This window comes from Rathayibacter sp. RFBD1 (assembly GCF_002932915.1).
Classification (GTDB): Bacteria; Actinomycetota; Actinomycetes; order Actinomycetales; family Microbacteriaceae; genus Rathayibacter.
This window is the reverse complement of the sequence record NZ_PSWQ01000026.1, coordinates 93,627-119,727: the sequence shown is the minus strand read 5'-3', so window position 1 is coordinate 119,727 and position 26,101 is coordinate 93,627. Positions and strand designations below refer to the sequence as shown.

The window sequence follows — 26,101 nt, the reverse complement described above, 5'->3', positions numbered from 1 at the left end:
TACGCGCGCTCCGGTCTCCGCCGTCCCGGCTCCGGTGTCGGAGGTCGCGGCTACTCTTGTCGGGTGGTAGCAGCCCTGTATCGCCGGTACCGGCCCGAGACGTTCGCCGAGATGATCGGCCAGTCCCAGGTGACGGATCCGCTCATGACGGCGCTCCGCACCAACCGCGTCAACCACGCCTACCTCTTCAGCGGCCCCCGCGGCTGCGGCAAGACCACCTCGGCGCGCATCCTCGCCCGCTGCCTCAACTGCGCGACGGGCCCGACCGACACCCCCTGCGGCGTCTGCGACAGCTGCGTCGAGCTCAGCCGCGAGGGCCAGGGCTCGCTCGACGTGGTCGAGATCGACGCGGCGAGCCACAACGGAGTCGACGACGCGCGCGATCTGCGCGAGCGCGCCATCTTCGCCCCGGCGCGCGACCGCTTCAAGATCTTCATCCTCGACGAGGCGCACATGGTCACGCCGCAGGGCTTCAACGCGCTGCTCAAGATCGTGGAGGAGCCGCCGGAGCACGTGAAGTTCATCTTCGCGACCACGGAGCCGGACAAGGTCATCGGCACGATCCGCTCGCGCACGCACCACTACCCGTTCCGGCTCGTCCCGCCGGCGCAGATGCTCGACTACACGCAGGAGCTCTGCGAGCGCGAGGGCGTGCACGTGGCGGCCGGCGTGCTGCCGCTCGTGGTCCGCGCGGGCGGCGGGTCCGTCCGCGACACGCTCTCCCTGCTCGACCAGCTGATGGCCGGCTCCGAGGCCGAGACCGTCGAGTACGAGCGGGCCGTCGCCCTCCTCGGCTACACCCACGGCGCCCTGCTCGACGAGGTGGTCGACGCGCTCGCCGAGCACGACTCCGCCGAGGCGTTCGGAGCGGTCGACCGCGTCATCCAGACGGGGCAGGACCCGCGCCGCTTCGTCGAGGACCTGCTCGAGAAGCTCCGCGACCTGATCGTCGTCGCGGCGACCGGGGGAGCGGCCTCGGCCGTGCTCCGCGGCGTCTCGCAGGACGAGCTCGACCGCATGGCCGGCCAGTCGCGCGCGCTCGGCCTGGCCGAGCTCTCACGCATCGCCGACGTGGTCAACGAGGCCCTCACCGAGATGACCGGTGCGACCTCGCCGCGCCTGCACCTCGAGCTGATGATCGCCCGCACCCTGGTGCACGGCACCGGCGCCGGCATCGCGCCCGCTGCGGCCCAGAAGGAGCGCCCGCGGCACGTGGCCGCGCCGCGCGAGACCGCGGCGCCCGCCCCGCGGTCGTCCGAGGCGTCGCGCGCGTCCGAGCCGTCCCGTGCGCCCGAGCCCCACCACGCCTCGCACGCCGCCGCTCCCGGCTCGGTGCCCGAGTCCATCGCGGCCGCTCCGCGCACCGAGGCGCCGGTGACGGCGTCCGCACCGGTCGCTGCGCCGCCGGTGAAGGCGCCCGACGAGACGGCGGCCGCCCCGGAGACGGACGAGTCCGCGCCGGCCGAGTCAGGACGCCCCCGCGCGACGACCGCCGCGGCGGCTCGTCCGGAGCCGGTCGAGCAGGAGCCGTCGGATCAGGCCGCTGCGTCCACTGAGGCGGCCGCCGCCTCCGCGGCCGCTGCCTCCGCACCCGCTGCGGCCGCGGGCGACGCACCCGCCGACGGCGCGGTCACCCTCCAGCGGATGAAGGACACCTGGCCCGAGATCCTCGAGGTCGTGCAGAAGGCGAAGATGACCGCCTGGCTGGTGGCCTACACCGCCCAGGTGCGCGCCCTCAAGGACGACGTGCTGACCCTCTCGTTCCCGAGCCAGAACGACGTCGAGTCGTTCAAGATGCCGGGAACCGCCGGGCAGCCCGGAGTCAGCGAGTACCTGCGTCAGGCGATCCAGCAGGTCCTCGGCCTGCGGGTGAAGTACATCGCCCGTGTCGAGCCTCGCGCCGCCGCCCCGGAGGCCGAGCGCGCCGCCGTCGAGGCGACCGCCGCGCCCGCTCCGGCTGCGCCGATCCCGGCCGCGACCGGCTCCGACGGCTGGGCCACGGTGGCGATCCCCGCCGATCCGACCCCTGCGGCCGAGGCGGCTGCTCCCTCCGCTCCGGTGGAGGCCCCCGCCGCGGCCGCCGAGCCGGTGCCCGCCGCTCCCGTCGCCGCCGCTGAAGCCGCTCCCGCCGGCGACGAGCCCCCGTTCGACGAGGAGCCGCCGGAGGAGGACATGCCGCCGGTCGAGCCGCCGATGCCCGACTCCTGGGCGACCGTCGCACCTCCCGGCGAGCCCGCCGCCGCGCCCGAGCCCGCCGCCCCGCCGCGGCCCGCCCCCGTCGCCGAGCGTCCGGCTCCCGCCGCGCGCCCGGTCACCCGCACGACCCGCTCGGCGACCGCCGACGGCCGTCAGCGCTACGGCGAGGCGGTCGTCCGCGAGATCCTCGGCGCCCAGTTCATCGAGGAGCAGCCCCACACGCCGCGCGGCCCCCGCGTGACCGGCGCGTGAGACCCCGCCGCCCCTCCACCGCCCGCACCGCCACCCCCGTCCGCCCCACCCGAGAGGAGGCGACCGCATGTACGAAGGCATCGTCCAGGAGCTGATCGACGAGCTCGGCCGGCTCCCCGGCATCGGCCCGAAGTCCGCCCAGCGCATCGCGTTCCACATCCTGCAGACCGAGACGTTCGACGTCACCCGGCTCGCCGAGATCCTGCTCGAGCTGCGCGGCCGTGTGCACTTCTGCGACATCTGCGGGAACGTGGCGGAGGAGGCGACCTGCGGGATCTGCCGCGATCCGCGCCGCAGCCGCGCCGTCATCTGCGTCGTGGAGGAGGCGAAGGACGTCCCGGCGATCGAGCGCACCCGCGAGTTCCGCGGGCTCTACCACGTGCTCGGCGGCGCGATCAGCCCGATCGACGGCATCGGCCCGGATCAGCTCCGCATCCGCCAGCTGCTGCAGCGGCTCGCGGACGGCGAGGTGCAGGAGGTCATCATCGCGACCGACCCGAACCTCGAGGGCGAGGCGACGGCGACCTATCTCTCGCGCATGCTCAGCACCCTCGGCATCCGCATCACCCGTCTGGCCTCCGGGCTGCCCGTCGGCGGAGACCTCGAGTACGCCGACGAGATCACCCTCGGCCGCGCCTTCGAGGGCCGCCGGCTCGTCGAGAACTGACGCGGCCGCCGGAGTCGCATGACCGCTCCGGCATGCGGTCGACCGGTAGACTCGCCCGTCGGGTCGCGACGGCGGTCCAGCCACCGACACGGGAGCAGCACGTGAGCCTGATCGTCCAGAAGTTCGGCGGGTCCTCCGTCGCCGACGCGGAGAGCATCAAGCGGGTCGCGAAGCGGATCGTCGCCACCAAGCAGGCGGGCAACGACGTGGTCGTCGCCGTCTCGGCCATGGGCGACACCACCGACGACCTGCTCGAGCTCGCCCACCAGGTCACGCCCATCCCCGCCCCCCGCGAGCTCGACATGCTGCTCTCCTCGGGCGAGCGCATCTCGATGGCGCTGCTGGCGATGGCGATCAAGAGCATGGGCTTCGAGGCCCGCTCCTTCACCGGCAGCCAGGCCGGCATGATCACGGACGCGCAGCACGGCGCCGCCCGCATCGTCGACATCACCCCGGTCCGTCTCCGCGAGGCGCTCGACGAGAACGCCGTCGTCATCGTCGCGGGCTTCCAGGGCTTCAACCGCGACACGAAGGACATCACCACCCTCGGCCGCGGCGGCTCGGACACCACCGCCGTCGCGCTCGCCGCAGGACTCGGCGCCGACACCTGCGAGATCTACACCGACGTCGACGGCGTCTTCACCGCCGACCCGAGGGTCGTCAAGAAGGCCCGCAAGCTCGACCGCATCACCAGCGAGGAGATGCTCGAGCTGGCCGCCGCGGGAGCGAAGGTGCTGCACATCCGCGCCGTCGAGTTCGCCCGCCGCCACGGAGTCACGCTCCACGTGCGCTCCTCCTTCAGCCCCAACGAGGGCACCATCGTCTACAACGCCGAGACCTCCGGCGCCGAGCAGAACGGACAAGCCGTGGAAGAGCCCATCATCGCCGGAGTCGCCGCCGACCTGAACGAGGCGAAGATCACCGTCGTCGGAGTCCCCGACATCCCGGGCAAGGCCGCGCAGATCTTCACGATCGTGGCCAAGACCGGCTCCAACATCGACATGATCGTGCAGAACGTGTCGGCTGCGGCCACCGCCCGCACCGACATCTCGTTCACCCTGCCCAAGGCCGACGGCCAGACGGTCCTCATGGCTCTCAACGCCGAGAAGGACGAGGTCGGCTTCGAGTCCCTGCAGTACGACGACCAGATCGCCAAGCTCGCGCTCGTGGGCGCCGGCATGCGCACCAACGCCGGCGTCTCCGCGAAGCTGTTCCGCTCCCTCTACGAGGCCGGGATCAACATCGAGATGATCTCCACGAGCGAGATCCGCATCTCGGTCGTCACCCGCGCCGACACCGTGAACGAGGCCCTGCGCGTCGTGCACACCGCCTTCGGGCTCGACGCCGAGGACGAGGCCGTCGTCTACGCCGGCACCGGCCGCTGACGGCCGGACACCCTCGCGATCCGGCCGTTCCTCCCGAGCGGCCGGACCGACCGGTACCCTCTCCCTCGATCCCCCCGCCACGAGCGGCCCGCGCGCCGCACGGACGAAAGAGCACAGCATGAGCAGCACCCCCCTCCACGTGGGCGTCGTCGGCGCGACCGGCCAGGTCGGGAAGGTGATGCGCCGCCTCCTCGAGGAGCGCGACTTCCCGATCGCGTCCATCCGCTTCTTCGCCACCGCCCGCTCGGCGGGCACGACGCTGCCGTTCCGCGGCGAGGACGTCGTGGTCGAGGACGTGGAGACCGCCGATCCGTCGGGGCTCGACATCGCCCTGTTCTCGGCCGGAGCCACGGGATCGCGCGCGCAGGCGCCCCGCTTCGCCGCGGCCGGCGTCACCGTGATCGACAACTCCAGCGCCTGGCGGATGGACCCCGAGGTCCCGCTGGTCGTCAGCGAGGTGAACCCCCACGCCATCGACCAGGCGGTCAAGGGCATCATCGCCAACCCCAACTGCACCACGATGGCCGCGATGCCGATCCTCAAGGTCCTCGACCGCGAGGCGGGGCTCACGCGCCTGATCGTCAGCACCTACCAGGCCGTGTCCGGCAGCGGACTGGCCGGAGCGAACGAGCTGGCCGGCCAGGTCCGCGCCGCCGTCGCCGACGAGCACCTGCTCGACCTGGTGCACGACGGCTCGGCGGTCGACTTCCCCGCGCCGGACAAGTACGTCGCCCCGATCGCCTTCGACGTCATCCCCTTCGCGGGGAGCCTGGTCGAGGACGGCTCGAACGAGACCGACGAGGAGAAGAAGCTCCGCAACGAGAGCCGCCGCATCCTCGAGCTCCCGGAGCTGCTGGTCTCGGGCACCTGCGTGCGCGTCCCCGTGTTCACCGGCCACTCGCTCTCCGTCAACGCCGAGTTCGCCTCCGCCCTCAGCCCCGAGCGTGCTCGCGAGCTGCTGGCCGACGCGCCCGGCGTCGTGCTGCGCGAGGTGCCGACTCCGCTGGAGGCCGCGGGCAAGGACCCGAGCTTCGTCGGCCGCATCCGCGCCGACGAGGGCGCTCCGGAGGGACGCGGCCTCGCGCTCTTCATCAGCAACGACAACCTCCGCAAGGGCGCGGCCCTGAACGCCGTGCAGATCGCCGAGCTCATCGCGGCGAAGCAGCCCGTCTCCTGACCTCCGTGGACGGGGCCGGCGCCGAGCGCTCCGGCCCCTTCCGGGTGGAAAAGCCGCGAATTTGATGGGGGAGCGGGGCCCCTCCCCGCCGCGGCGTGCTCGGGCGAGCGTAAACTCGACTCTCGTGAACTCCTCGGAACCGGTCGACGTCGCCCTCATCGGTGGGGGCATCATGAGCGCCACGCTCGGCGCCCTCATCACCCAGCTGCAGCCCGACTGGACGATCGCCGCCTACGAGCGCCTCGGCGACGTGGCGCAGGAGTCGTCGAACCCGTGGAACAACGCGGGCACCGGTCACGCGGCCCTCTGCGAGCTGAACTACATGCCCGAGGCGGCCGACGGCTCCGTCGACCCGGCCAAGGCGATCCAGATCAACGAGCAGTTCCAGATCTCGCGCCAGTTCTGGTCGAGCCTGGTGGAGTCCGGCGACATCCGCGAGCCCTCCAGCTTCATCAACCCGGCGCCGCACATGACCTTCGTGCACGGCGAGGCCAACGTCGAGTACCTCCGGAAGCGCTACGAGGCCCTCAAGGACCAGCCGCTGTTCGCCGGCATCGAGTTCACCGAGAGCGTCAAGACCATCCACGAGTGGGCGCCCCTGCTGATGGAGCAGCGTCCCGCCGGCGGCGGCCCCTACGCGGCGACGCGCATGCCGGCCGGCACCGACGTCGACTTCGGCTCGCTGACCCACCAGCTGTTCGACCACGTCGTCGCCCACGGCGGCACGCTCGACACCGGCCGCGAGGTCACCGACATCACCCGGCAGAAGGACGGCACCTGGCGCCTCGACCTCAAGCAGGTCGTCGGAGGCACGCCCCAGTCGGTGACCGCCCGCTTCGTCTTCGTCGGCGCCGGCGGCGGTGCGCTGCACCTCCTGCAGAAGTCGGGCATCCCCGAGATCAAGGGCTTCGGAGGCTTCCCGATCTCGGGCCAGTTCCTCCGCACCGACAACCCCGAGCTGGTCGCCCGGCACAAGGCGAAGGTCTACGGCAAGGCCGCGGTCGGCGCGCCCCCGATGTCGGTGCCGCACCTCGATGCGCGCGTCGTCGACGGCGAGTCGTCCCTCCTCTTCGGCCCCTACGCGGGCTTCACGCCCAAGTTCCTGAAGCGGGGCTCGTGGCTCGACCTGCCCCTGTCGATCCGGCCGCACAACATCGGCCCGATGCTCGCGGTCGCCCGCGACAACCTCGACCTGATGAAGTACCTGATCGGCGAGGTGCTCGCCGGCCGTGGCAAGAAGATGAAGGCCCTGCGCGAGTTCCTGCCCACCGCGCGCGACGAGGACTGGTACCTGATCACGGCCGGCCAGCGCGTTCAGGTGATGAAGAAGGACGAGAAGAAGGGCGGCGTGCTGCAGTTCGGCACCGAGGTCATCACCGGAGGGGACGGCACGATCGCCGGCCTGCTCGGCGCCTCGCCCGGAGCCTCGACCGCCGTGCCGATCATGCTCGACATCGTGCAGAAGTGCTTCCCCGACCGGATGAAGGCCTGGGAGCCGCGGATCCGCGCGATGGTGCCGAGCTACGGCTCGACGCTGAACGACGCGCCCGAGAAGGCCGAGCAGACGGTCACCGCGACCGCCGAGACGCTGGAGCTGTCCGCCTCGGTCTGATCGGCTGCGATCCGTTCGAACGTATGTTCTAATGGCTCCATGAGGTGGAGCGGGCAGTCGATCGGCACGGCCGACGAGGCCGCGCTGCCCGGGCTCGTCAAGCTCACCGACCTGGTGCGGACGGTGCGCACGCCGGAGTTCGAGGGCATCACCTTCTACGAGGTGCTCGCGAAGTCGGCGCTCAACCGCGTGCACACCTCCTCGAAGATGCCGTTCGGCTGGAGCATCAACCCGATGCGCGGCTGCACCCACGCCTGCACCTACTGCTTCGCCCGGCCCACGCACGAGTACCTCGAGTTCGACGGCGGCCGCGACTTCGACTCGCAGATCGTCGTGAAGGTGAACGTCGCCGAGGTCCTCACCCGGGAGCTCGCGAAGCCGAGCTGGGAGCGGCACCCCGTGGCACTCGGCACCAACACCGATCCGTACCAGCGCGCCGAGGGCCGCTACCGGCTGATGCCGGGCATCATCGCCGCGCTCGCCGCCTCGGGCACCCCGATCTCGATCCTCACGAAGGGCTCGCTGCTGCGGCGAGACCTGCCGCTGCTCCGCGAGGCCGCCGAGCACGTCCCGGTCGACCTCGGAGTGTCGATCGCCGTCTACGACGAGGGCCTCCAGCGCTCCGTCGAGCCGGGTGCGCCGACCGCGGCGGCGAGGCTGGCGACGGTCACCGCGGCACGGGAGGCCGGCTTCGACTGCTCGGTGTTCCTGATGCCGATCCTGCCGTTCCTCACCGACACACGGGCGCACCTCGACGAGTCGCTCCGGGCCTGCCGCGAGGCGGGCGCCAGCACGATCATGTACTCGACCCTCTACCTCAAGCCAGGGGTGAAGGAGTGGTTCCTGCAGTGGCTCGGGCAGGAGCACCCCGAGCTGGTCGACAAGTACCGAGCGCTCTACCCGGGCCGCGACGCCTACGCGCCTCTCGAGTACCGGCGCTGGCTCTCCGCGCGCATCCGCCCGCTGATGCGCGCGCACGGGCTCGAGCGCGGCGAAGAGGACCCGGCCACCGGCTCCGTCAAGTCCTCCGCCCTCAATTCGCTCGGGACGCTGCGGACCCTCGGCGGCGAGCGGCGCTCCCTCCAGCACGACGGGCTGCTGGTCGGGGAGCTCGGGCCGGAGCGCGCCGCGATCCTGCCCGGCGTCGGGCAGCCGACGCTGTTCTGAGCCGGGGGCGGGCCCGGCCGCGGCTAGGATCGTCCGCATGGTCACCCGCTCCGGTGAGCCCTCGGGCTCCTCCGCCCGGAGCGCCCGCGACGCGGCACCCCGTGCGGTCCGGCTCGGCCTGCTCGACCCGCGCGAGGACCTGCTCGCGGCGACGAGCGCGTGGATCCGCACCCACGCCCCGGACTTCGAGGTCGTCGTGGCCGCCTCCACCTGGCACGACCTGGTGACGAGCGATGTCTTCCCCACCCAGGTGGTCGTGATGGACGTCGAGCTGCGCGAGCCGATCTCGATCGAGGCGCGGATCCGGACCTGCCGGGCGGCCGGAGCCGCGGTCGTGGCGCTCTCCGCGAGCGAGGACGACGAGGTCCGCGAGCGCGCCCTGAAGGCCGGAGCGGTGCGGCACCTGGCGAAGTCGCGCCCGCTCGCCGAGGTGATGGAGCAGACCCGCGCCGCTCTCGAGATGCGATCTGCCGACGTCTCGTCCGCGCAGTGGCGGCCCCTGCCGTCCGGAGTCGCGGCGCAGCAGCGCCCACGGCTCAGCGCCGGCGAGCTGGAGGCGCTGCGCCTCTACGCGTCCGGATCGAGCACCCCCGAGGTCGCCGCCAAGATGAACGTGCAGTTCGAGACCGCGAAGACCTACCTGCAGCGCGTGCGCCGCAAGTACGTCGCCGTCGGCAGGCCCGCGAGCCGCCGGGCCGATCTGATCCGCCGCGCCGGCGAGGACGGGTTCCTCCCGTGACCGGCCCCTGCTCACCCCGGGGGCCCCGCCTCCGGACCCGCCCCGAGGAGACCTGATGGCCAAGCTGTACTTCCGCTACGGAGCGATGAACAGCGGGAAGAGCACGTCGCTCCTGCAGGCCGCGCACAACTACGAGGAGCGCGGGCACCGGGTGCTGCTGGCCAAGCCGGCCGTCGACACGAAGGGCGAGGAGCTGATCGTGTCGCGGCTCGGCGTGACCCGTCCGGTGGACATCCTGTTCGAGCCCGACGGGGACCCGGTGGCCGTCTTCACCGCGGCCCGGGCCCGCGTCCTGGCCGAGTCGAAGCGCGACGTGAGCGCTCTGCTCGTCGACGAGGCGCAGTTCCTGCCGGAGTCGCACGTCGACGATCTGCTCCGGATCGCCATCCTCGAGAACGTGCCCGTCCTGGCGTACGGCATCCGCACGGACTTCCGCACCGCCGCGTTCCCGGGCAGCAGGCGGCTCCTGGAGATCGCCCACAGCCTCGAGGAGCTGAAGACGATCTGCCGGTGCGGGCGCAAAGCGATCTTCAACGGGCGCGTCGTGGACGGCCGCTTCGTCTTCGACGGCGATCAGGTCGCGATCGACGGAACGGCGGTCACCTACGAGTCGCTGTGCGGCGCGTGCTACCTCCAGGAGAGCCGCGGCCGGCTCCGCGGCTGACCGGTCGAGCGTTCCTCACCGGTGCGACACCCCTCCGAAACGAGGAAGTGGGTAGCCTGACGACGTGACAACACCGGAAACGGAATTACGCCTTTCGAAGCAGCAGGAAAGGTCGGGGGAAACGATGACGGCGCAAGGGGCACCGCTGAGGCGTCGGCCGTCGTGGGAGCAGGACTACCGGCGACGGCTGCTCATCACGGACGTCGTCGCGATCGTCGTCTCCGTCTTCGGCACGCAGCTCTTCTGGTTCGACCTGAACCTGAACTCGGATCTGGGGTTCAAGAACCCCGCCGACATCGCGGTCAGCTACACCTGGGTGTCCGTCGCCCTGTCGGTCGGCTGGCTCCTCGCCCTCCAGGTCTTCGACACGCGCGACCGCCGGATCGTCGGCACCGGCTACGTCGAGTACCGCCGCGTCGTCGACGCCTCCATCTGGCTCTTCGGCATCGTCGCGATCATCGCCTACCTGCTCCAGATCCTGCTCGCGCGCGGCTACATCATCACGGCGTTCCCCGCCGGGATCGTGCTGATCTGCGTCGGCCGCCTGGTCTGGCGCTCCTGGCTCACCCGGCAGCGCCGGGCGGGCCGCTTCTCGAGCCAGGTCGTGCTCCTCGGCTCCCGCGCGAGCGTCCTGCACACCGCGCGCGAGCTGCGTCGCGGCACCGAGGCCGGCTACAAGCTCGTCGGCGCCGTCTCGACCTCGGTCGGCGGTGCGGACGCGCTGCGGAGCGAGCAGGAGCTCTCGGGCCTCGCGGTCCACGGGTTCACCGGGATCGACGGCGTCCGCGCCGTGATGGACGCCACCGGCGCCGACACGGTGGTCGTCACGAGCTCCGACGAGCTGGCACCGCAGCGGATCCGCGAGCTGAGCTGGACGCTCGAGCCCGGGCGCGAGCACCTCGTCGTGGCGCCGAGCCTCACCGACATCGGCGGTCCGCGCATCCACACCCGCCCCGTTGCGGGCCTTCCGCTGATCCACGTCGAGACCCCGCGCTTCGACGGCCGCCAGCGGTTCGCCAAGCGGCTCTTCGACATCCTCGCGTCGACCATGCTGATCATCCTCAGCGCGCCGGTGCTCGTCGTCGTCGCCGTGCTGGTCAAGGTCACCAGCCCCGGGCCCGTGCTCTTCCGGCAGGAGCGCATCGGCCTGAACGGCGCGACCTTCGAGATGCTGAAGTTCCGCTCTATGGTCGTCGACGCGGAGGCGCGACTGGCGGCTCTCGCGTCGCAGCAGCGTGCGGAGGGGAACTCGATCCTCTTCAAGATGGCGAAGGACCCGCGCGTCACCCGGGTGGGCGCGATCCTCCGGCGCTTCAGCCTCGACGAGCTGCCCCAGTTCCTGAACGTCTTCCGCGGCGACATGTCCCTGATCGGCCCCCGCCCGCCGCTGGCCCGCGAGGTCGAGCAGTACGAGGAGCACGTGCACCGCCGCTTCCTGATGAAGCCCGGCATCACCGGGCTCTGGCAGGTCAGCGGACGCTCGAACCTCTCGTGGGAGGACACCGTCCGCCTCGACCTGTACTACGTCGAGAACTGGTCGATGACCGGCGACATCGTGATCCTCTTCAAGACCGCGCGCGCCGTCCTCGCCCGGGACGGGGCGTACTGATCGCCGAAGGAAGGGGCGCCGAGCCCCGCACCCTGTCCGTCTCGGTTCTCGAGACCCCGTTCCGCGTGGTCTTCGGACGCGGCGTCGGCGACGAGGACGCGGCGCGGATCGCCGACAGCTGGGCCGCCTGCGCGTCCGAGCCCGACGCGGGAGCACGCGACGTCCTCGCCGAGGTGGGGCACGATCCCTCCGTCCCGGCCGACGGCTCGCCCCGGGTCTCGAGCGCCACGCTGGCGCAGCTCGAGGAGTCCCTGACCTCGACCCTGACCCTCGAGGCGATCGGCGCCCGGCGCGCCGACCTGCTGATGCTCCACGCCTGCGGGATCTCCGACGAGTCCGGCCGCGTGCTGGCCTTCGTCGCCGCCTCCGGGACCGGCAAGACCACCATCGCCCGGACGCTCGGGTCCCGCTTCGGCTACGTCACCGACGAGACGGTCGGCGTGACCCCGGAGGGGCGCGTCCTGCCCTATCCCAAGCCGCTGTCGGTGAAGCCGCTGACCGGATCGGCGCCGAAGGCGCAGCTGGCCCCCGGGTCGCTCGCCCTCCGACCGGTCCCGGAGGCGCCCCTGCGTCTGGCCGGAGTCCTCCTGCTCGAGCGCCGCGACGGCGTCGGGACGCCCTTCCTCGAGCACGTCGACCCGGTCGACGCCATCGAGGACCTGGTGCCGCAGACCTCCTACCTCTCGGCCCGCCCGCGGCCGATCGCCGATCTCGTCCGCACCCTCTCGGCGCTGGGCGGCGTCCGGCGACTGGTCTACTCCGAGGCCGCGAGCGTGGTGCACCTGGTCGAGGAGGTCTTCGCGTCCCTCGGCGCCGAGGCCCCGTCCGCCTGGTCCGAGGTGGTCTCCGTGCAGCTCGACCCTGTGGGCGAGGCCCTGCCCGGCACCGTCCTGCGCACCCCTGCGGACGACGCGGTGGAGCTCGCCGACGGCCAGCTGCTCGTGTTCTGCGGCGGCACCCTCGTGCGCCTGTCCGGCATCGGCCCGACGATCTGGCGCCACGCCGGCCGGGGCTCCGATCTGCCCGGTCTCGTCGCCGCGGTGCTCGAGGAGGCGGGCCCGCCGCCCGCCGGCGTCGATGCGGAGGCGGTCGTCGAGTCGGCGGTCGTCGAGCTCGAGGGCCTCGGAGTGATCACGAGAGGGACTCCGCCGCAGCCCACCCCCGACGGGTGGCACGGTTGACGCGCCTGGCGCCGAGGGCGCGGAAGCGCTGTGTCAGAATTCGGAAGAACCCGTCTCCGGCGCCCGCCGCGTGATCCGTACCAGCGAAGGAAATCTGACTCTGTGGAACTTCGAGACGTCCTCCGGCTGCTGCGCGACCACTGGATCCCGATCGTCGCGGCGATCCTCCTCGGCACTCTCGTCGCCTTCGGCTGGTCGCTGACGCAGAAGCCGCGGTACGTCGCCGACTCGCAGGGCCTCGTCTCCGTCGCCACCACCGGTGCCGACGACAGCCAGGCGATCTACACGCAGCAGATCGCGCAGTCCGTCGCCAAGTCGAGCCTCGCCACCTACGTCCCGATCGCCACCTCGCGCGACGTGGCGCAGATCGCGATCGACAGCCTCGGCCTCGACGTCTCGCCCGCCACGCTGATCTCGGCGATCGCGGTGCAGGCCGACACGGTCGCCCCGGTGATGAAGGTCAGCGCCACCGCCTCCACCCCCGAGGGCGCGCAGAAGCTCGCCGACGCCTGGGTCGCGGCCATCGCCACCAAGGTGCAGCAGGTCAACCAGGAGACGGGCGTCGGCGACACGGTCTCCCTCACCGTCCTGCAGACCGCGGCGCTCCCGTCCTCGCCGGCGTTCCCGAACCTGCGCCTCGTCCTCGCGGTCGGCGCGCTCGCGGGCCTCGTCCTCGGCCTCGTCTACGCGTTCGTCCGCAACACGCTGGACCGGCGCATCCGCACCGCCGAGATGGTCGAGCGCCTGTTCGACCTCCCCGTGGTCGGCACCCTCCCCGTCGACAAGCGCCTCAGCGAGACCAACCGCATCGTCCCCGAGGCCGACACGACCGACTACATCAAGGCCGACGGCAAGCACGCACTCGCCGAGGCACTGCGCGAGCTCCGCACGAACCTGCAGTTCATGAACATCGACAGCCCGCCGCGCATCATCGTCGTGACGAGCCCGCTGCCCTCGGACGGCAAGTCGACGGTGACCGCGAACCTCGCGGTGACGCTCGCCGCCTCCGGCCAGCGGACCGTCGTCGTCGACGGCGACCTCCGCAAGCCGACGGTCGCCAAGTCGTTCGGCCTCGTTCCCGGCGTCGGCCTGACCGACCTGCTGATCGGCAAGGCGGAGCTGCAGGACGTCCTGCAGCCGTGGGGCCCGTCCGGCAACCTCTGGGTGCTCGGGGCCGGGTCGATCCCGCCGAACCCGTCCGAGCTGCTCGGCTCCAACGGCATGGACATCCTCCTGCACGAGATCGCCCGCGAGGCGATCGTGATCGTCGATGCGCCGCCGCTCCTGCCCGTCACGGACGGCGCCATCCTCACCGCCCGCACCGACGGAGCGCTCGTGGTCATCTCCGCGGGTAGGACGACGACCGACGAGCTCGGCAAGGCGATCCAGAACCTCGAGCGGGTCAGTGGCCACACCCTCGGCGTGATCCTCAACCGCGTGCCCGCGCGCGGCCAGGTCGGCCGGGGCTACGGCTACTACTACACGAGCTACTACGGCTCCGAGCGATCGGGCGCCCGCCCGGACACGGCCGTCGAGCCCGAGCCCGCGTCGACCTCGGCCTGAGAGCCCCGCGATGATCTTCCCGGGAGACGACTCCGCCCGCCTCGCCCGCCGGAGCTGGCGACCGGACGAACCGGTCGCCGCCTCCGCCGCCCCCGTCTTCACCGTGCTCTCGGTCTGCACCGGCAACATCTGCCGGTCGCCGATGGCGGAGCAGCTGCTGCGCGCCGCACTCGCCGACGCGACCTCACCCGCGGGAGGTCCGCTCTTCGCGTTCACGAGCGCCGGAGTGAGGACGCGCGACGGGCTGCCGATGGACCTGGTCTCGGCCCGCTTCTCGGCTCAGCACGGGGGAGACCCGGCCGCGCACACGAGCGCGGTGCTCGGCGACGCGATCGTCGGCGACGCCGACCTCCTGCTCACGATGACGCGCGACCACCTGGTCGACGCCTCCCGGCGCTTCCCGTCGCTCCTCCTCCGCGGCTTCACGCTGCTCGAGTTCGCCCGCGTGCTGCCGTTCGTCCTGCGGGAGGTGCCGCTGCCGACGGTCGAGGATCCCGCCGCGCGGCTCCGCGCCGTCGTGCGGCTCGCCGCCGCCCACCGCGGGCGCGCCCCGCGGGGCGAGGGCGGCGACGACATCGAGGACCCGATCGGCCGCAGCGAGGCCGTGCACGAGCGCGTGGCGGCGCAGATCGCGGCGGCTGTCGCCGACGTCTCCCGTGATCTGAGAGCATTGGCGCGGCGGTAGTCGCGCGTCCGCGGGCGCGCTGACGCCTCGCCGCATCGCATCGCTCCTCCTCACCGTCGCGACCGCGACACGAACCCGCCACGATTCGGAGAACCCCTGTGAAGCTTTCTGTCATCGGCTGCGGCTACCTCGGTGCCGTCCACGCTGCCGCCATGGCCGAGCTCGGCCACGACGTCATCGGCATCGACGTCGACCAGAAGAAGATCGACGCCCTGGCCGCCGGCACCGCGCCGTTCTTCGAGCCCGGCCTCCCGGAGCTGCTGTCCTCCGGCGTCGCCTCCGGGCGCCTGCGCTTCTCGACCGACATGGCCGACGCCGCCGGTGCGGCCGTGCACTTCGTCGCCGTCGGCACCCCGCAGAAGCCGGGCGAGAACGCCGCGGACATGACCTACGTCGACTCGGCGATCGACGGTCTCCTGCCCTACCTCGAGGCGGACTCCCTCGTCGTCGGCAAGTCGACCGTCCCCGTCGGCACCGCCGCCCGCCTGGCCGACCGCATCGCCTCCTCCGGTGCGACCCTCGCCTGGAACCCCGAGTTCCTCCGCGAGGGCTTCGCCGTCAAGGACACGATCAGCCCCGACCGCCTCGTCTACGGCGTGCCCGAGGGCGAGGCCGGAGCAGCGGCGAAGGCGACCCTCGACGAGGTCTACGCGACGGCGCTCGCGGCCGAGACCCCGCTCGTGGTCACCGACTACGCCACCGCCGAGCTGGTGAAGGTCTCGGCCAACGCCTTCCTCGCGACCAAGATCTCGTTCATCAACGCGATCGCCGAGATCGCGGAGGTCACCGGCGCGGACGTCACGCAGCTCGCCGACGCGATCGGCTACGACGTGCGGATCGGCCGCCGCTTCCTGAACGCGGGCATCGGCTTCGGAGGCGGCTGCCTCCCGAAGGACATCCGCGCCTTCTCGGCCCGCGCCGACGAGCTCGGCGTCGGCGAGTCCGTGGCCTTCCTCAAGGAGGTCGACGCGATCAACCTGCGTCGCCGCCAGCGCGTCGTCGACCTCGTCACCGAGGGCCTGGGCGGCTCCGTCGCGGGCCGCCGCATCGCGGTGCTCGGTCTGGCGTTCAAGCCGGAGTCGGACGACATCCGCGACTCGCCGTCGCTCGACGTCGCCGCTCGCCTGCACGACCTCGGTGCGACCGTGGTCGCGACCGACCCCGAGGCGATCGAGAACTCGCGCCGCCGCTACCCCGAGATCACCTACACGACCGACGTCGACGAGGCGCTGGCCGGTGCCGACGCCGTGGTCGTCGTGACGGAGTGGAAGCAGTTCCGCGCCCTCGACCCCGCGGCCACGGCGGCGAAGGTGGCCAACACCTTCCTCGTCGACGGTCGCAACTGCCTCGACCCCGCCGCCTGGCGTGCGGCCGGCTGGGAGTACCGCGGCCTCGGCCGCTGACGCGGCAGAGCCGTCGTCTCAGCGGACGCGGCTCGGCTGGTCCGCCACGACGCCGGAGGTGCCGCGGAGGGGGATGTGCGCGAAGGCGTCGTCCCACTCCGCCGCCCTCCGGCGTCGTCGTGCGCGGACGACCATCCGGAGCAGTACGCCGGCGACCGCGCCGAGGAGGGCGCCGGAGGTGTTCATCACGACGTCGTCGACGGTGGCGAAGCGCGCCGAGAGGAAGAGCAGCTGGCCCGCCTCGATGAGCGAGCTCACGACGGCGCCGACGGCGACGGCGACCCACGCCCTCCGGGGCCGCAGGTTGAGGGCCAGGAGCAGCCCCAGGGGCACGAACAGGGCGATGTTGGCGGTCGACTCGATGAACGCGTAGTCGACCATCGGGAGGCCGTGCCGGGCGAACCAGGAGGTCACCCGGCCGAGATCCCCCCGCACTCCCGCATCGACGGGCGTCGGCCAGAAGGCGATCGCTGCGAGCGCGACCACGTAGGGCACGCCGATGGCGAGGGTGAGGCGGGTGAGCGACCGGGTCACGGTGCTCCTCTCGTCGGTCGTCGGGCGGGGGCGGCGACGACGGCGGAAGAACAGTCTCGCTCCCGGCTGCTGGGATCGGGCCGGGAGGCGCGGGGGAGTGGGCTGGAGGCACGCCCGTGCGCAGGACGCTCGGGACGCCGACAGGAGTGCTCGAGCCGGAGAGCGCGGGGCGGTGATCGCGCCGGCTCCGTCGTCGCCCGGGCTCCGGCCCGGGCGAGCATCCGCCTGCGGGCGAGCCCCGCCACAGCAGAACTCCGAGAACGCCCCGGGAACGACGAAGCCCGGCCGGATCATGGATCCTGGCCGGGCTTCTCACCGGTCGGGGTAGCGGGATTCGAACCCACGACCTCCTCGTCCCGAACGAGGCGCGCTACCAAGCTGCGCCACACCCCGGTGTGCTCATCACGGAGAACCGCTCACGAGCCTCGACAATAGTAGCCGATTTCCGGACCGCCGTCGGACACCCCTCGTCAGGCCGCCGGAGTGAGCGTGACGAGGGTCACCTCGGGCCGGCAGGCGAAGCGCACCGGTGCGTAGATCGAGGTGCCGACTCCGGCGGACACGTTGAGGTACGAGCTGCGCAGTCCGTTGTCCCACGTCGTCGAGCCGGCGACCTTGTCGCGCGGGATGTCGCAGTTGGTGACGAGGGCGCCGAAGCCCGGGACGCAGACCTGCCCGCCGTGCGTGTGCCCGGCGAGGATCACCTCGGCGCCGCGGGCGACGAAGTCGTCGAGGATGCGCTGGTAGGGCGCGTGCGCCACGCCGATGCTGACCCCGGCCGGTCCGTCCTCCGCGCCGCGCAGCTCGTCCACGGCTCCGGCGACGAGGTCGATGCGGTCGAGGCCGATGTGCGGGTCGTCGACGCCGAAGAACTCGATGCGCGTCCCCTTCACCGTGATGCTCTCGGCGCGGTTGTTGAGGTCCACCCAGCCGAGCCCGTCCGAGAAGAAGCCGGTCAGCCCGTCGGTGTCGAGATCGGCCTCGTGCTGCTTGGGGTTCTTGGAGGGGCCGACGAAGTAGCGGAGCGGGTTCTTGATCCGAGGGCCGAAGTAGTCGTTGGATCCGTTGACGAAGGCGCCGGGGATCCCGGCGAAGGGCTCCAGGGCCCGGCGGATGCCGAGCACGCCGTCGCGGTGGCCGAGGTTGTCGCCGGTGTCGACCACGACGTCGGGCGCCAGGGCGAGGAGCGAGCGGATCCACTCCTGCTTCTTCGTCTGCCACGGGGCCATGTGCAGGTCCGACACGTGCAGGACGCGGATCGGCTCGGAACCGGCGGGCAGCACCGGGAACGACGTGCGCCGGACGGTGAACAGCGTCCGCTCGACGCCGATGCCCCAGGCCGCGGCGACGGCTCCGGCCGCGGCGACGGTCGCGAGGGCGGTGGTGAGGGGGCGACGGGTGCGTCCGGTCATGGGTCCTTCTCTCGCACGTCGGCCGCGAGCGCGGCCGCGTTCATTCTGCCGGACGCTCCCTCGGGAGCAGCCGGGGGTGCTGGGGCTCAGCCCGCGCGGGGCGGGGCGCCCGGTCCGGCGCTGATCTGCAGGGTGATCTCCGCGCCCCGGGAGACTCGCGACCCGGCGGGCGGGTTCGTCTGCGCGACCGTCCCTGCCGGGCGGTCGGAGGGGACCGGAGAAGTGTCGACGCGGACCGTGAAGCCGACGGAGCGCAGGCGTGAGGCCGCCGCAGAGGGGCTCTGGCCGGTGACCTGGGGCACGGCCTCCTGCGGAGCGTCGACGAGCGAGCGGACCGGAGCCGGGAACGCCGTCCCGCCGTACTTGGCGTCGGCGACGCGCATGATGCGCGGCCAGATCTGGTGGCGCACCTGACCGGCGTTCACCCGGTTGAGACTGAATCCGCGCATGGAGGTGAAGCCGGTCACGTTGCCGACCCAGGTGGCGGTGGCGACCTCGGTGCTCGCGCCGACCATCCACGTGTGCAGCGCGTCGTCCGTGGTGCCGGTCTTGCCGATGTGCGGCACCCCGGTGCGGGGGTTGGAGGGGGCGCCGGTGCCGCCCGTCACCACCTGCTGCAGGGCGTAGCCGGCGGTCGCGGCCACCTCCTCGGACATCCCCTGGCTGCACTCGGAGGCGGGCGGCGCGACGTCGGCGCCCGTGCGGTCGACGATGCGGTCGATCGCGATGGGCGTGCAGACGGTGCCCTTGTTCGCGAAACCGGCGAAGGCCGTGGCCATCGTGAGCGGAGCGATCTCGTTGGTGCCGAGGATGGTCGGCGCGAGCTTCTGCAGCTCGGTCCCGTCGGCACGGTGCACGCCCATCGCCAGCGCCGTGTTGCGGATGCCGCAGAGGTCCAGCTGCTGGGCCATGGCGGCGAACGAGGTGTTGATCGAGCCGGTCGTGGCCTGCAGGGCCGTGGTCACTCCTCCGTTGCCGCCCTCGTCGTTCCCGGGGTTCCAGGACTCGCCGTAGTAGACGCCGTCGGGCTCGCAGCTGTCACGGAAGGTCGTGTAGGCGCGGCGGGTGCCGTCGACGCTCTCGCCGAGCGAGTGCCCCTCCTGCAGCCACTCCGCGAGGGTGAACACCTTGTAGGTCGAGCCGACCTGGAATCCCGAGGAGCCGCCGTACCCGAAGTCGGTGTTGTAGTTGACGCTCGTGTAGTTGGGGCCCGTCAGGTCCGGATCGTTGGAGTAGTCCTTGTTCTGGGTCATCGCGAGGATGCGGCCGGTGCCGACCTCGACCGAGACGCTCGCGCTGCCGATGTTCACGTTCGCCATCGACTTGGGCACCCAGTCGTCGGTGGCCGAGACGGCGGCCTGCTGCAGGTCGGAGTCGAGGGTCGTGTAGATCCGGTAGCCGCCGCGCTTGAAGGTGGCGTCGCGCTCGTCCTGGCTCGCACCGAACGCGTCGTCGTTCTTGATGACCCAGGTGACGTAGTCGCAGAAGAAGGCCGCGACTCCGGCCGTCTGGCAGCCGGTGCTCGGCTCGGTGATGTCCGGCGTCACGGGCTCGGCGACGGCCGCCTGCGCCTGCTCGGACGTCACCTTCGACTCGAGGTCCATGCGGGTCACGATGTAGTCGCGCCGGTCCCGGGTCTGCGGGTAGCCCTCCGCGGCGGGGTTCGCCGGGTCGCCGGGCCGGTCGAAGCGGAACTTCTCGGGGTTGTTCACGATCGCGACGAGCGCGGCGGACTGCGCGAGCGAGAGGTCCTTCGCGCTCACTCCGAAGTAGTAGCGGGCGGCCGCCTCGACGCCGTAGACGGTGCCGCCGAACAGGGCGATGTTGAGGTAGCCCAGCAGGATGTCGTTCTTCGGGTACTCCTTCTCGAGCCCGATGGCGAGCCGCATCTCGGCGACCTTGCGCTCCGGAGTGGTCTCCGTGGCCTCGCGGTAGGCCGCGTCGCGCTCGATCGGATCGCTGAGCGCCTCCGCCTTCTGCACGAGCACGTTCTTGACGTACTGCTGCGTGATGGAGGAGCCGCCCTGGACGTCCCCGCCCATGGCCGTCGTCGCAGCCGCGCGGACGGTGCCGAGCAGATCGATGCCGCCGTGCTCGTAGAAGCGGGGGTCCTCGGAGGCGACCACGGCGTCCTTCACGAACGGCGAGATCTCGTCCCAGCCCACTTCGACGCGGTTCTGGGCGTAGAAGGAGGCGAGCAGCACGTCGCCGCCGGAGGAGTCCTTCGCGTACACGTCGCTCTTCTCGGCGAGCGTGCCGATCTCGAGGTACTCGGGGAGGTTGTCGAACATCTCCACCGTGTTGCCGGCGGCCATGCCGCTCAGCGCGATCGCCGGCGTCACCGAGGCGGCCACCAGGACTCCCGCGACGACGCTCATGGCGACGATGCCGATCAGTCCGCCGACGGCGCCCCCGATGGTCTTCACGACTCTGGTCCCGCCCTGCCCCGACATAGAATCAGCGTAGTCGCCGCGCTCGGACGAGCCGCGGCGCTCATCCCGCCGACGCGCGGCGCTCAGCAGTCGTCCCGCACCGGCCGCACCCGAGGAGAGCCATGTCCGTCCCGCGCTGGGAGTACATCACCACCCCGCTGATGATCCACAACACCACGGCGATCCTGAACACCTGGGGATCCGAGGGCTGGGAGCTGGTCCAGATCGTGACCGGTCCCGAGGGCGGCCTCGTCGCGTACCTCAAGCGCCCCGTCGCCGAGGCCGGCGCGTGATCGCCGAGCGTCTCGCGGAGCTCGGCGTCGAGCTGCCCGCCGTGGCGGTCCCCGCCGGCGCCTACGTCCCCGCCGTCGTGCACGGCGGCCTCGTCTACACGGCGGGGCAGATCCCCTTCGTCGACGGCGCTCTGCCGCTGGTCGGCAAGGTCGGCGCCGAGGTGTCGCCCGAGCAGGCGAAGGAGCTGGCCCGCACCTGCGCCCTCAACGCGCTCGCGGCCGTCGCCGACGCGATCGGATCGCTCGACCGGGTGACGCGGATCGTGAAGCTCACCGGCTTCGTCGCGTCCGCCTCCGGCTTCACCGGGCAGCCCGGCGTGATCAACGGCGCTTCGGAGCTGCTCGGCGACGTGTTCGGCGAGCCCGGCCGTCACGCGCGCTCGGCCGTCGGGGTGGCGGAGCTGCCCCTCGGCGCTCCCGTCGAGGTCGAGCTGATCGTCGCCTTCGACTGACGCACCGCCCCCTCCGGCCCACGCGGCGGGAGGGGGCGTGCGGTGCCCGGTCAGTCCGCGGCGATCGCGGAGGAGATCACCGCCATCACCTGCGTGTCCGCGAGCGTCGTCGTGTCGCCCACGGCGCGTCCCTCCGCCACGTCGCGCAGCAGCCGGCGCATGATCTTCCCCGAGCGGGTCTTGGGCAGCTCCTGCACCACGAAGATCCGCTTCGGGCGGGCGATCGCGCCGATGTGCTCGGCGACGTGCGCCTTCAGGGTGGCCTCGAGCTCGTCGTGCCCGTGGGCCAGCGCCTCGGCCTGGCTCGCCTTCGCGATCACGAACGCGACCACGGCCTGGCCGGTGGTCTCGTCCGCGGCTCCCACGACGGCCGCCTCGGCGACGACCGGGTGCGAGACGAGGGCCGACTCGATCTCGGCCGTCGAGAGGCGGTGGCCGGAGACGTTCATCACGTCGTCCACGCGCCCCAGGAGCCAGAGGTCGCCGTCCTGGTCGCGACGCGCTCCGTCGCCCGCGAAGTAGCGGTCGCCGAACTTCGACCAGTAGGTCTCGACGTAGCGCTCCGGGTCGCCCCAGATGCCGCGCAGCATCGCCGGCCAGGGCTCGGTGATCACGAGCAGTCCGCCCTCGTCGGCGCCGACCGGCGTCCCGGCGTCGTCGACCACGTCGATCGAGATCCCCGGCAGAGCGACCTGCGCGGACCCGGGCTTGAGAGTCGTCACCCCGGGCAGGGGGGACACCATCATCGCGCCGGTCTCGGTCTGCCACCACGTGTCGACGATGGGGGTGCGGCCGCCGCCGATGACGTCGCGGTACCAGACCCACGCCTCCGGGTTGATCGGCTCGCCGACCGATCCGAGCAGGCGAAGGCTCGAGAGGTCGAAGCGCTGCGGGATCTGCCGGCCGAGCTTCATGAAGGAGCGGATCGCCGTGGGCGCCGCGTAGAGGATCGTCACGCCGTGCTTCTCGACGATCTCCCACCAGCGGCCGGGATGCGGGCTGTCCGGAGTGCCCTCGTACATCACCTGGGTGGCGCCGTTGGCGAGCGGGCCGTAGACGACGTAGCTGTGCCCGGTGATCCAGCCCACGTCCGCGGTCGACCAGTAGACGTCCGACTCGGGGTGCAGGTCGAAGACCGCGCGGTGCGTGAAGGCGACCTGGGTGAGGTACCCGCCGCTGGTGTGCAGGATGCCCTTGGGCTTCCCGGTCGTGCCGCTCGTGTAGAGGATGAAGAGGGGCTGCTCGGCGGGGAACGGCTTGGCGACGTGGTCGGCGTCGACCGCCACGATCTCCTCGTGCCACCAGAGGTCGCGCCCCTCGTGCCAGGCGACCTCGTTGCCTCCGCGGCGCACGACCAGGACGTGCTGGACGCTGGACTCGCCGCCGAGGGCGAGCGCGGCGTCGACCGCCGGCTTCAGGGGCGAGACGGCGCCCTTGCGCCAGCCGCCGTCGGCGGTGATGACGAGTGTCGCCTCCGCGTCGTCGATCCGCGCGCGCAGGCTCTCGGCGCTGAAGCCGCCGAAGACGACGGAGTGGACCGCCCCCAGCCGGGCGACGGCCAGCATCGCGATGACCGCCTCCGGGATCATGGGCAGGTAGATCGCGACGCGGTCGCCGGCGCGGACGCCGAGGCTCGTGAGCAGGTTCGCGGCGCGCTTCACCTCGGCGGTGAGCTCGGCGTAGGTGATCGAGCGGGAGTCGCCGGGCTCGCCCTCCCAGTGCAGGGCGACGCGGTCGCCGTGGCCGGCCAGGACGTGGCGGTCGAGGCAGTTGTAGGCCACGTTCAGCTCACCGTCGTCGAACCACTTCGCGAACGGGGGCTCGCTCCAGTCGAGGGTGCGCGTGAACGGTCGGTGCCAGTGCAGGAGCTCGCGGCTCCGGTCGGCCCAGAAGGCGAGGCGGTCGGCCGCGGCCTCGTCGTAGAGCGCGGCGGTCGCGACCGCTCCGGCGGCGAGATCGGCCGGCGGCGGGAACCGGCGGGTCTCGTGGAGGAGGTTGTCGATGGCGTTCCGGTCGGCGGCCGGGGCGTCGGGGGGAGTGGACATCTGCGATTCGCTCCTTCGCGAGTGAGACGTTCGCCGGCCCGCGCGGTCGGCGTCGCACCACCGTAGCGCCCGCCTCCGGCGCGGATCGCCGAGCGCCGCAAGCTGGGTGCGGGGCGGGTGTCGGATAAGAGTCCGCAGAGAACAGGATCCGGGCTTGGCGAATCGCGATCCGTCCCCTACAGTTGCATACGGCCGAATGAACTTCGGCCCAGCGGCGCAAGTGATTCCCCCCAATCCAGCGCCGCCGAGGCGGCACCTGTTCCCCCCAATGGGTGCCGCCCCCTTCTTCCCGCCGGATCCGGCGGACGGATGCCCCCGCTCGAGCCCTGCTCGCGGGGGCGTTTCCGCGTTGCCGGGACGTCTCCTCGTCGACTGGGCTTCTCTGCGCCGTGGGGCCCCTCCTCGGAGCGGCTCACTGCCGAGAGCCCCGGGCCGCCCCTGCGCGCGCGTCCGGCCCGGGTCGTTCCTCCACAGGCGCCGACGCGGGCGTCTCTCCTCCGATCGGGCAGGGAGCGCCCCGGCGCGCGGAACGGGCTCCTAGCGTGCCGGGATGACCCGCGACTTCGTCCCCCTCGTCCCCGCCGAGCACCGCCGCGACCCGCTGCCGGTGCGGCCCGCCGCCGCCGGTCTCGGGCTGCTCGCGCCGCACGCCGCGGATCCCGCGGTGACCGACCTCTTCGTGAACGGCGGCGCGGGCCTCTGGATCGACCGGGGCGGTGGTGCGGAGCGGGTTCCGGAGTGGACGCTCGACGCCGCCGGAGCACGGCGGCTGGCCGTCGCGCTGGTCGCGGCCGGTGGACGGCACGTCGACGAGGCGAGCCCGTGCGTGGACGTCAGGCTCCGCCACGGGGTCCGCGTGCACGTCGTGCTGCCGCCGGTGGCGACCGGGGGAGCGCTCGTGTCGGTGCGGGTGCCGCGGTCGGACTCCTGGACGCTCGGGGAGCTGCAGGCGGCCGGGATGCTGGACGACGACGGAGTGCGGCTTCTGCGCCGGGCGGTCCGCGAGCGGTGGAACCTGCTGATCACGGGAGCCGGTGGATCAGGCAAGACCACCCTGCTCGGCGCCCTGCTCGGGTGCGCGGCGCCGACCGAGCGGATCGTCGCCATCGAGGACGTCGGCGAGCTCCGGCCGGCGCACCCGCACGTCGTCTCGCTCGAGGCGCGGCAGCCCAACCTCGAGGGCGCCGGTGCCGTGGGCCTGGACCGGCTCGTGCGGGAGGCGCTGCGGATGCGTCCGGACCGCCTGGTCCTCGGCGAGTGCCGCGGCGTCGAGCTGCGCGAGCTGCTGTCCGCGCTGAACACCGGGCACGACGGCGGTGCGGGGACCCTCCACGCGAACTCCCTCGAGGACGTGCCCGCGCGTCTCGAGGCGCTCGGGGTCCTCGCGGGACTCGGGCCCGAGGCGATCGCCCGCCAGACGGTCAGCGCGATCGACCTGGTGCTCCACCTCGAGCGCCGCGACGGGCGGCGGCGGCTGGCGGCATCCGGGACGTTCGCGCTCGACGCGGCCGGCCGCCTGAGGGTCGAGGACGGGTCGCTCCCGAGCGCCTCGAGGTCGAGCGCGTGACGGGCCGCGACGGGCTGGACGAGGTCGCGGCCGTCGTGCACCGACTGGCCGTCCTCCTCGCGGCGGGAGTGGCTCCCGCGTCGGCCCTCGGGCATCTCGCGGGGGCGGAGGGGGCGGACAGCGGGGACGCGCGGCGGCGGCGACTGCTCCGGGCGGTGTCGGAGGAGGCCGGCCGCGGGGGCGACGTGACGGAGGCGCTGCTGCGCGGGACGCCGGTTTCGCGGCGGAGCGGCTCGGAGCGGAAGCGGCCGCGACGGCGAGCGCCGGACACCGGTGAGGCGACCGCGTGGGCGGCGCTGGCCGCCGCGTGGCGGGTGGCCGCCGACTCCGGCGCGCCGGTCGCCGCCGCTCTCGGCGAGCTGGCGGAGTCCCTGCGCGAGCTGGCGCGCGCCCGCCGGGACATCGAGGTGGCTCTGGCCGGTCCCTCCGCCACCGGGAGGGTCGTGAGCGCGCTGCCGCTGGCGGCGCTGGGTCTGGGGGCACTGCTGGGCTTCGACGTGGTCGGCGTGCTCCTCGGGACGGTGCCCGGTGCGGTCTGCCTGGTCGGGGGAGCCGGGTTGATGGCGGCCGCGCACGCGTGGACGCGGCGCCTCGTCCGAAGCGCGGCCCCGGCCGATCCGGCGCCCGGGCTCGCGCTCGACCTCCTCTCGGTGGCGCTGGCCGGTGGCGGCTCGATCGAGTCGTCGCGCGCCCGGGTCGTGGCGGCGCTCGCCGAGTGCGGGCTCGACTCGGGCGAGCGCGTGCTCTCCGACGCGGACCCGGTGCTCGCCCTCTCCGCGGCGGCGGGCGTGCCGGCCGGACGCCTGCTCCGGAGCGAGGCGGCTCTGGTCCGGGCACGGGCGTCCACCGGGGCGCGGGAGCGAGCCGCTCGGCTCGGTGTGACCCTGATGCTGCCGCTCGGGATCTGCGTGCTGCCGGCGTTCCTGCTGCTCGGAGTGGCTCCGATGGTCGTCTCGGTGCTGCTCTCGACGTTCTCGGTGGCGGCGTGACGCGGTCGACCGCTCCTCCACAGGGGCGGGATCGGGAGGCGTCTCCACGGATCGGCCGGAGGGTCGATCGGTGGGAT

General features: G+C 72.6%; 21 protein-coding genes and 1 tRNA gene. 17 read left to right on the top strand and 5 right to left on the bottom strand.

What is annotated here, in order from left to right:
- Positions 1 to 63: 63 nt before the first annotated feature.
- From C5D50_RS15475 to C5D50_RS15415, 13 genes are all read left to right on the top strand, one after another.
- On the top strand, positions 64 to 2,448 hold the full coding sequence (locus C5D50_RS15475; protein ID WP_104289031.1) for a DNA polymerase III subunit gamma and tau: 2,385 nt from the start codon (positions 64 to 66) through the stop codon (positions 2,446 to 2,448).
- Positions 2,449 to 2,515: 67 nt separating this feature from the next.
- Positions 2,516 to 3,115: a recombination mediator RecR gene (gene recR, locus C5D50_RS15470; RefSeq protein ID WP_104222157.1), complete on the top strand. Its 600-nt coding sequence runs from the start codon at positions 2,516 to 2,518 to the stop codon at positions 3,113 to 3,115.
- A gap of 101 nt (positions 3,116 to 3,216) precedes the next feature.
- Complete coding sequence (locus C5D50_RS15465) at positions 3,217 to 4,500, top strand: aspartate kinase (protein WP_104260372.1); 1,284 nt, start codon at positions 3,217 to 3,219, stop codon at positions 4,498 to 4,500.
- 118 nt (positions 4,501 to 4,618) lie between these two features.
- A complete protein-coding gene (locus C5D50_RS15460; protein ID WP_104227259.1) occupies positions 4,619 to 5,677 on the top strand; it encodes an aspartate-semialdehyde dehydrogenase in 1,059 nt (352 codons plus the stop codon).
- A 64-nt stretch (positions 5,678 to 5,741) separates the two neighbouring features.
- Positions 5,742 to 7,289: a malate:quinone oxidoreductase gene (locus C5D50_RS15455; protein WP_104237729.1), complete on the top strand. Its 1,548-nt coding sequence runs from the start codon at positions 5,742 to 5,744 to the stop codon at positions 7,287 to 7,289.
- Positions 7,290 to 7,328: 39 nt separating this feature from the next.
- Complete coding sequence (locus C5D50_RS15450; RefSeq protein WP_104222165.1) at positions 7,329 to 8,456, top strand: Rv2578c family radical SAM protein; 1,128 nt, start codon at positions 7,329 to 7,331, stop codon at positions 8,454 to 8,456.
- A 37-nt stretch (positions 8,457 to 8,493) separates the two neighbouring features.
- Positions 8,494 to 9,195: a LuxR C-terminal-related transcriptional regulator gene (locus tag C5D50_RS15445; protein ID WP_104237728.1), complete on the top strand. Its 702-nt coding sequence runs from the start codon at positions 8,494 to 8,496 to the stop codon at positions 9,193 to 9,195.
- 55 nt (positions 9,196 to 9,250) lie between these two features.
- Entirely contained in the window at positions 9,251 to 9,859 is a 609-nt protein-coding gene (locus C5D50_RS15440; RefSeq protein ID WP_104227256.1) for a thymidine kinase, read from the top strand.
- A 124-nt stretch (positions 9,860 to 9,983) separates the two neighbouring features.
- Complete coding sequence (locus C5D50_RS15435) at positions 9,984 to 11,468, top strand: sugar transferase (RefSeq protein ID WP_104283901.1); 1,485 nt, start codon at positions 9,984 to 9,986, stop codon at positions 11,466 to 11,468.
- A gap of 65 nt (positions 11,469 to 11,533) precedes the next feature.
- Positions 11,534 to 12,649, top strand: a complete 1,116-nt coding sequence (locus C5D50_RS15430) for a hypothetical protein (RefSeq protein ID WP_104283900.1) — start codon at positions 11,534 to 11,536, stop codon at positions 12,647 to 12,649.
- Between the two features lie 102 nt (positions 12,650 to 12,751).
- Positions 12,752 to 14,212, top strand: a complete 1,461-nt coding sequence (locus tag C5D50_RS15425; RefSeq protein ID WP_159939611.1) for a polysaccharide biosynthesis tyrosine autokinase — start codon at positions 12,752 to 12,754, stop codon at positions 14,210 to 14,212.
- A 10-nt stretch (positions 14,213 to 14,222) separates the two neighbouring features.
- Entirely contained in the window at positions 14,223 to 14,897 is a 675-nt protein-coding gene (locus C5D50_RS15420; RefSeq protein WP_104283899.1) for a low molecular weight phosphatase family protein, read from the top strand.
- 98 nt (positions 14,898 to 14,995) lie between these two features.
- The gene (locus C5D50_RS15415; RefSeq protein WP_104283898.1) at positions 14,996 to 16,300 is read left to right on the top strand and encodes a UDP-glucose/GDP-mannose dehydrogenase family protein; all 1,305 of its coding nucleotides are present in this window, start codon (positions 14,996 to 14,998) and stop codon (positions 16,298 to 16,300) included.
- 18 nt (positions 16,301 to 16,318) lie between these two features.
- On the opposite strand, the gene C5D50_RS16895 is transcribed toward C5D50_RS15415, so the two are convergent.
- The 4 genes from C5D50_RS16895 to C5D50_RS15395 all read right to left on the bottom strand — a co-directional run bounded on the left by C5D50_RS16895 (position 16,319) and on the right by C5D50_RS15395 (position 20,699).
- The gene (locus C5D50_RS16895) at positions 16,319 to 16,834 is read right to left on the bottom strand and encodes a VanZ family protein (protein WP_258068712.1); all 516 of its coding nucleotides are present in this window, start codon (positions 16,832 to 16,834) and stop codon (positions 16,319 to 16,321) included.
- Between the two features lie 319 nt (positions 16,835 to 17,153).
- Positions 17,154 to 17,227 (bottom strand) — tRNA-Pro (locus C5D50_RS15405).
- A gap of 77 nt (positions 17,228 to 17,304) precedes the next feature.
- Entirely contained in the window at positions 17,305 to 18,246 is a 942-nt protein-coding gene (locus tag C5D50_RS15400) for a metallophosphoesterase (RefSeq protein ID WP_104222183.1), read from the bottom strand.
- An 86-nt stretch (positions 18,247 to 18,332) separates the two neighbouring features.
- Positions 18,333 to 20,699 carry a transglycosylase domain-containing protein gene (locus C5D50_RS15395; RefSeq protein ID WP_104222185.1) on the bottom strand — a complete coding sequence of 789 codons (2,367 nt, stop codon included), beginning with the start codon at positions 20,697 to 20,699 and terminating at the stop codon, positions 18,333 to 18,335.
- A 101-nt stretch (positions 20,700 to 20,800) separates the two neighbouring features.
- Here C5D50_RS15395 and C5D50_RS16635 point away from each other — a divergent pair, with 101 nt between their 5' ends.
- Entirely contained in the window at positions 20,801 to 20,971 is a 171-nt protein-coding gene (locus C5D50_RS16635; protein ID WP_164861113.1) for a hypothetical protein, read from the top strand.
- Positions 20,968 to 21,423 carry a RidA family protein gene (locus tag C5D50_RS15390; RefSeq protein ID WP_208543361.1) on the top strand — a complete coding sequence of 152 codons (456 nt, stop codon included), beginning with the start codon at positions 20,968 to 20,970 and terminating at the stop codon, positions 21,421 to 21,423. Before C5D50_RS16635 ends, C5D50_RS15390 begins: the two co-directional genes overlap by 4 nt.
- 50 nt (positions 21,424 to 21,473) lie before the next feature.
- On the opposite strand, the gene acs is transcribed toward C5D50_RS15390, so the two are convergent.
- Entirely contained in the window at positions 21,474 to 23,468 is a 1,995-nt protein-coding gene (gene acs, locus C5D50_RS15385) for an acetate--CoA ligase (protein ID WP_104222187.1), read from the bottom strand.
- A 550-nt stretch (positions 23,469 to 24,018) separates the two neighbouring features.
- Here acs and C5D50_RS15380 point away from each other — a divergent pair.
- Positions 24,019 to 25,035 (top strand): TadA family conjugal transfer-associated ATPase, encoded by a 1,017-nt coding sequence (locus tag C5D50_RS15380; protein WP_104233736.1) that lies wholly within the window; start codon positions 24,019 to 24,021, stop codon positions 25,033 to 25,035.
- Positions 25,032 to 26,024, top strand: coding sequence for a type II secretion system F family protein (locus C5D50_RS15375; protein WP_104283896.1), 993 nt, complete (start codon positions 25,032 to 25,034; stop codon positions 26,022 to 26,024). The genes C5D50_RS15380 and C5D50_RS15375 overlap by 4 nt, the downstream gene beginning before the upstream one ends.
- The last annotated feature ends 77 nt before the right edge of the window (positions 26,025 to 26,101 follow it).

Coding starts and splice junctions, on each gene's coding strand:
- C5D50_RS15445 (WP_104237728.1), top strand. CDS start 8,494: ATGGTCACCCGCTCCGGTGAGCCCTCGGGCTCCTCCGCCCGGAGCGCC.
- C5D50_RS15395 (WP_104222185.1), bottom strand. CDS start 20,699: ATGTCGGGGCAGGGCGGGACCAGAGTCGTGAAGACCATCGGGGGCGCC.
- C5D50_RS15380 (WP_104233736.1), top strand. CDS start 24,019: ATGACCCGCGACTTCGTCCCCCTCGTCCCCGCCGAGCACCGCCGCGAC.
- C5D50_RS15450 (WP_104222165.1), top strand. CDS start 7,329: ATGAGGTGGAGCGGGCAGTCGATCGGCACGGCCGACGAGGCCGCGCTG.
- acs (WP_104222187.1), bottom strand. CDS start 23,468: ATGTCCACTCCCCCCGACGCCCCGGCCGCCGACCGGAACGCCATCGAC.
- C5D50_RS15420 (WP_104283899.1), top strand. CDS start 14,223: ATGATCTTCCCGGGAGACGACTCCGCCCGCCTCGCCCGCCGGAGCTGG.
- C5D50_RS15400 (WP_104222183.1), bottom strand. CDS start 18,246: ATGACCGGACGCACCCGTCGCCCCCTCACCACCGCCCTCGCGACCGTC.
- C5D50_RS15435 (WP_104283901.1), top strand. CDS start 9,984: ATGACGGCGCAAGGGGCACCGCTGAGGCGTCGGCCGTCGTGGGAGCAG.
- C5D50_RS15440 (WP_104227256.1), top strand. CDS start 9,251: ATGGCCAAGCTGTACTTCCGCTACGGAGCGATGAACAGCGGGAAGAGC.
- recR (WP_104222157.1), top strand. CDS start 2,516: ATGTACGAAGGCATCGTCCAGGAGCTGATCGACGAGCTCGGCCGGCTC.
- C5D50_RS16635 (WP_164861113.1), top strand. CDS start 20,801: ATGTCCGTCCCGCGCTGGGAGTACATCACCACCCCGCTGATGATCCAC.
- C5D50_RS15460 (WP_104227259.1), top strand. CDS start 4,619: ATGAGCAGCACCCCCCTCCACGTGGGCGTCGTCGGCGCGACCGGCCAG.
- C5D50_RS15455 (WP_104237729.1), top strand. CDS start 5,742: ATGGGGGAGCGGGGCCCCTCCCCGCCGCGGCGTGCTCGGGCGAGCGTA.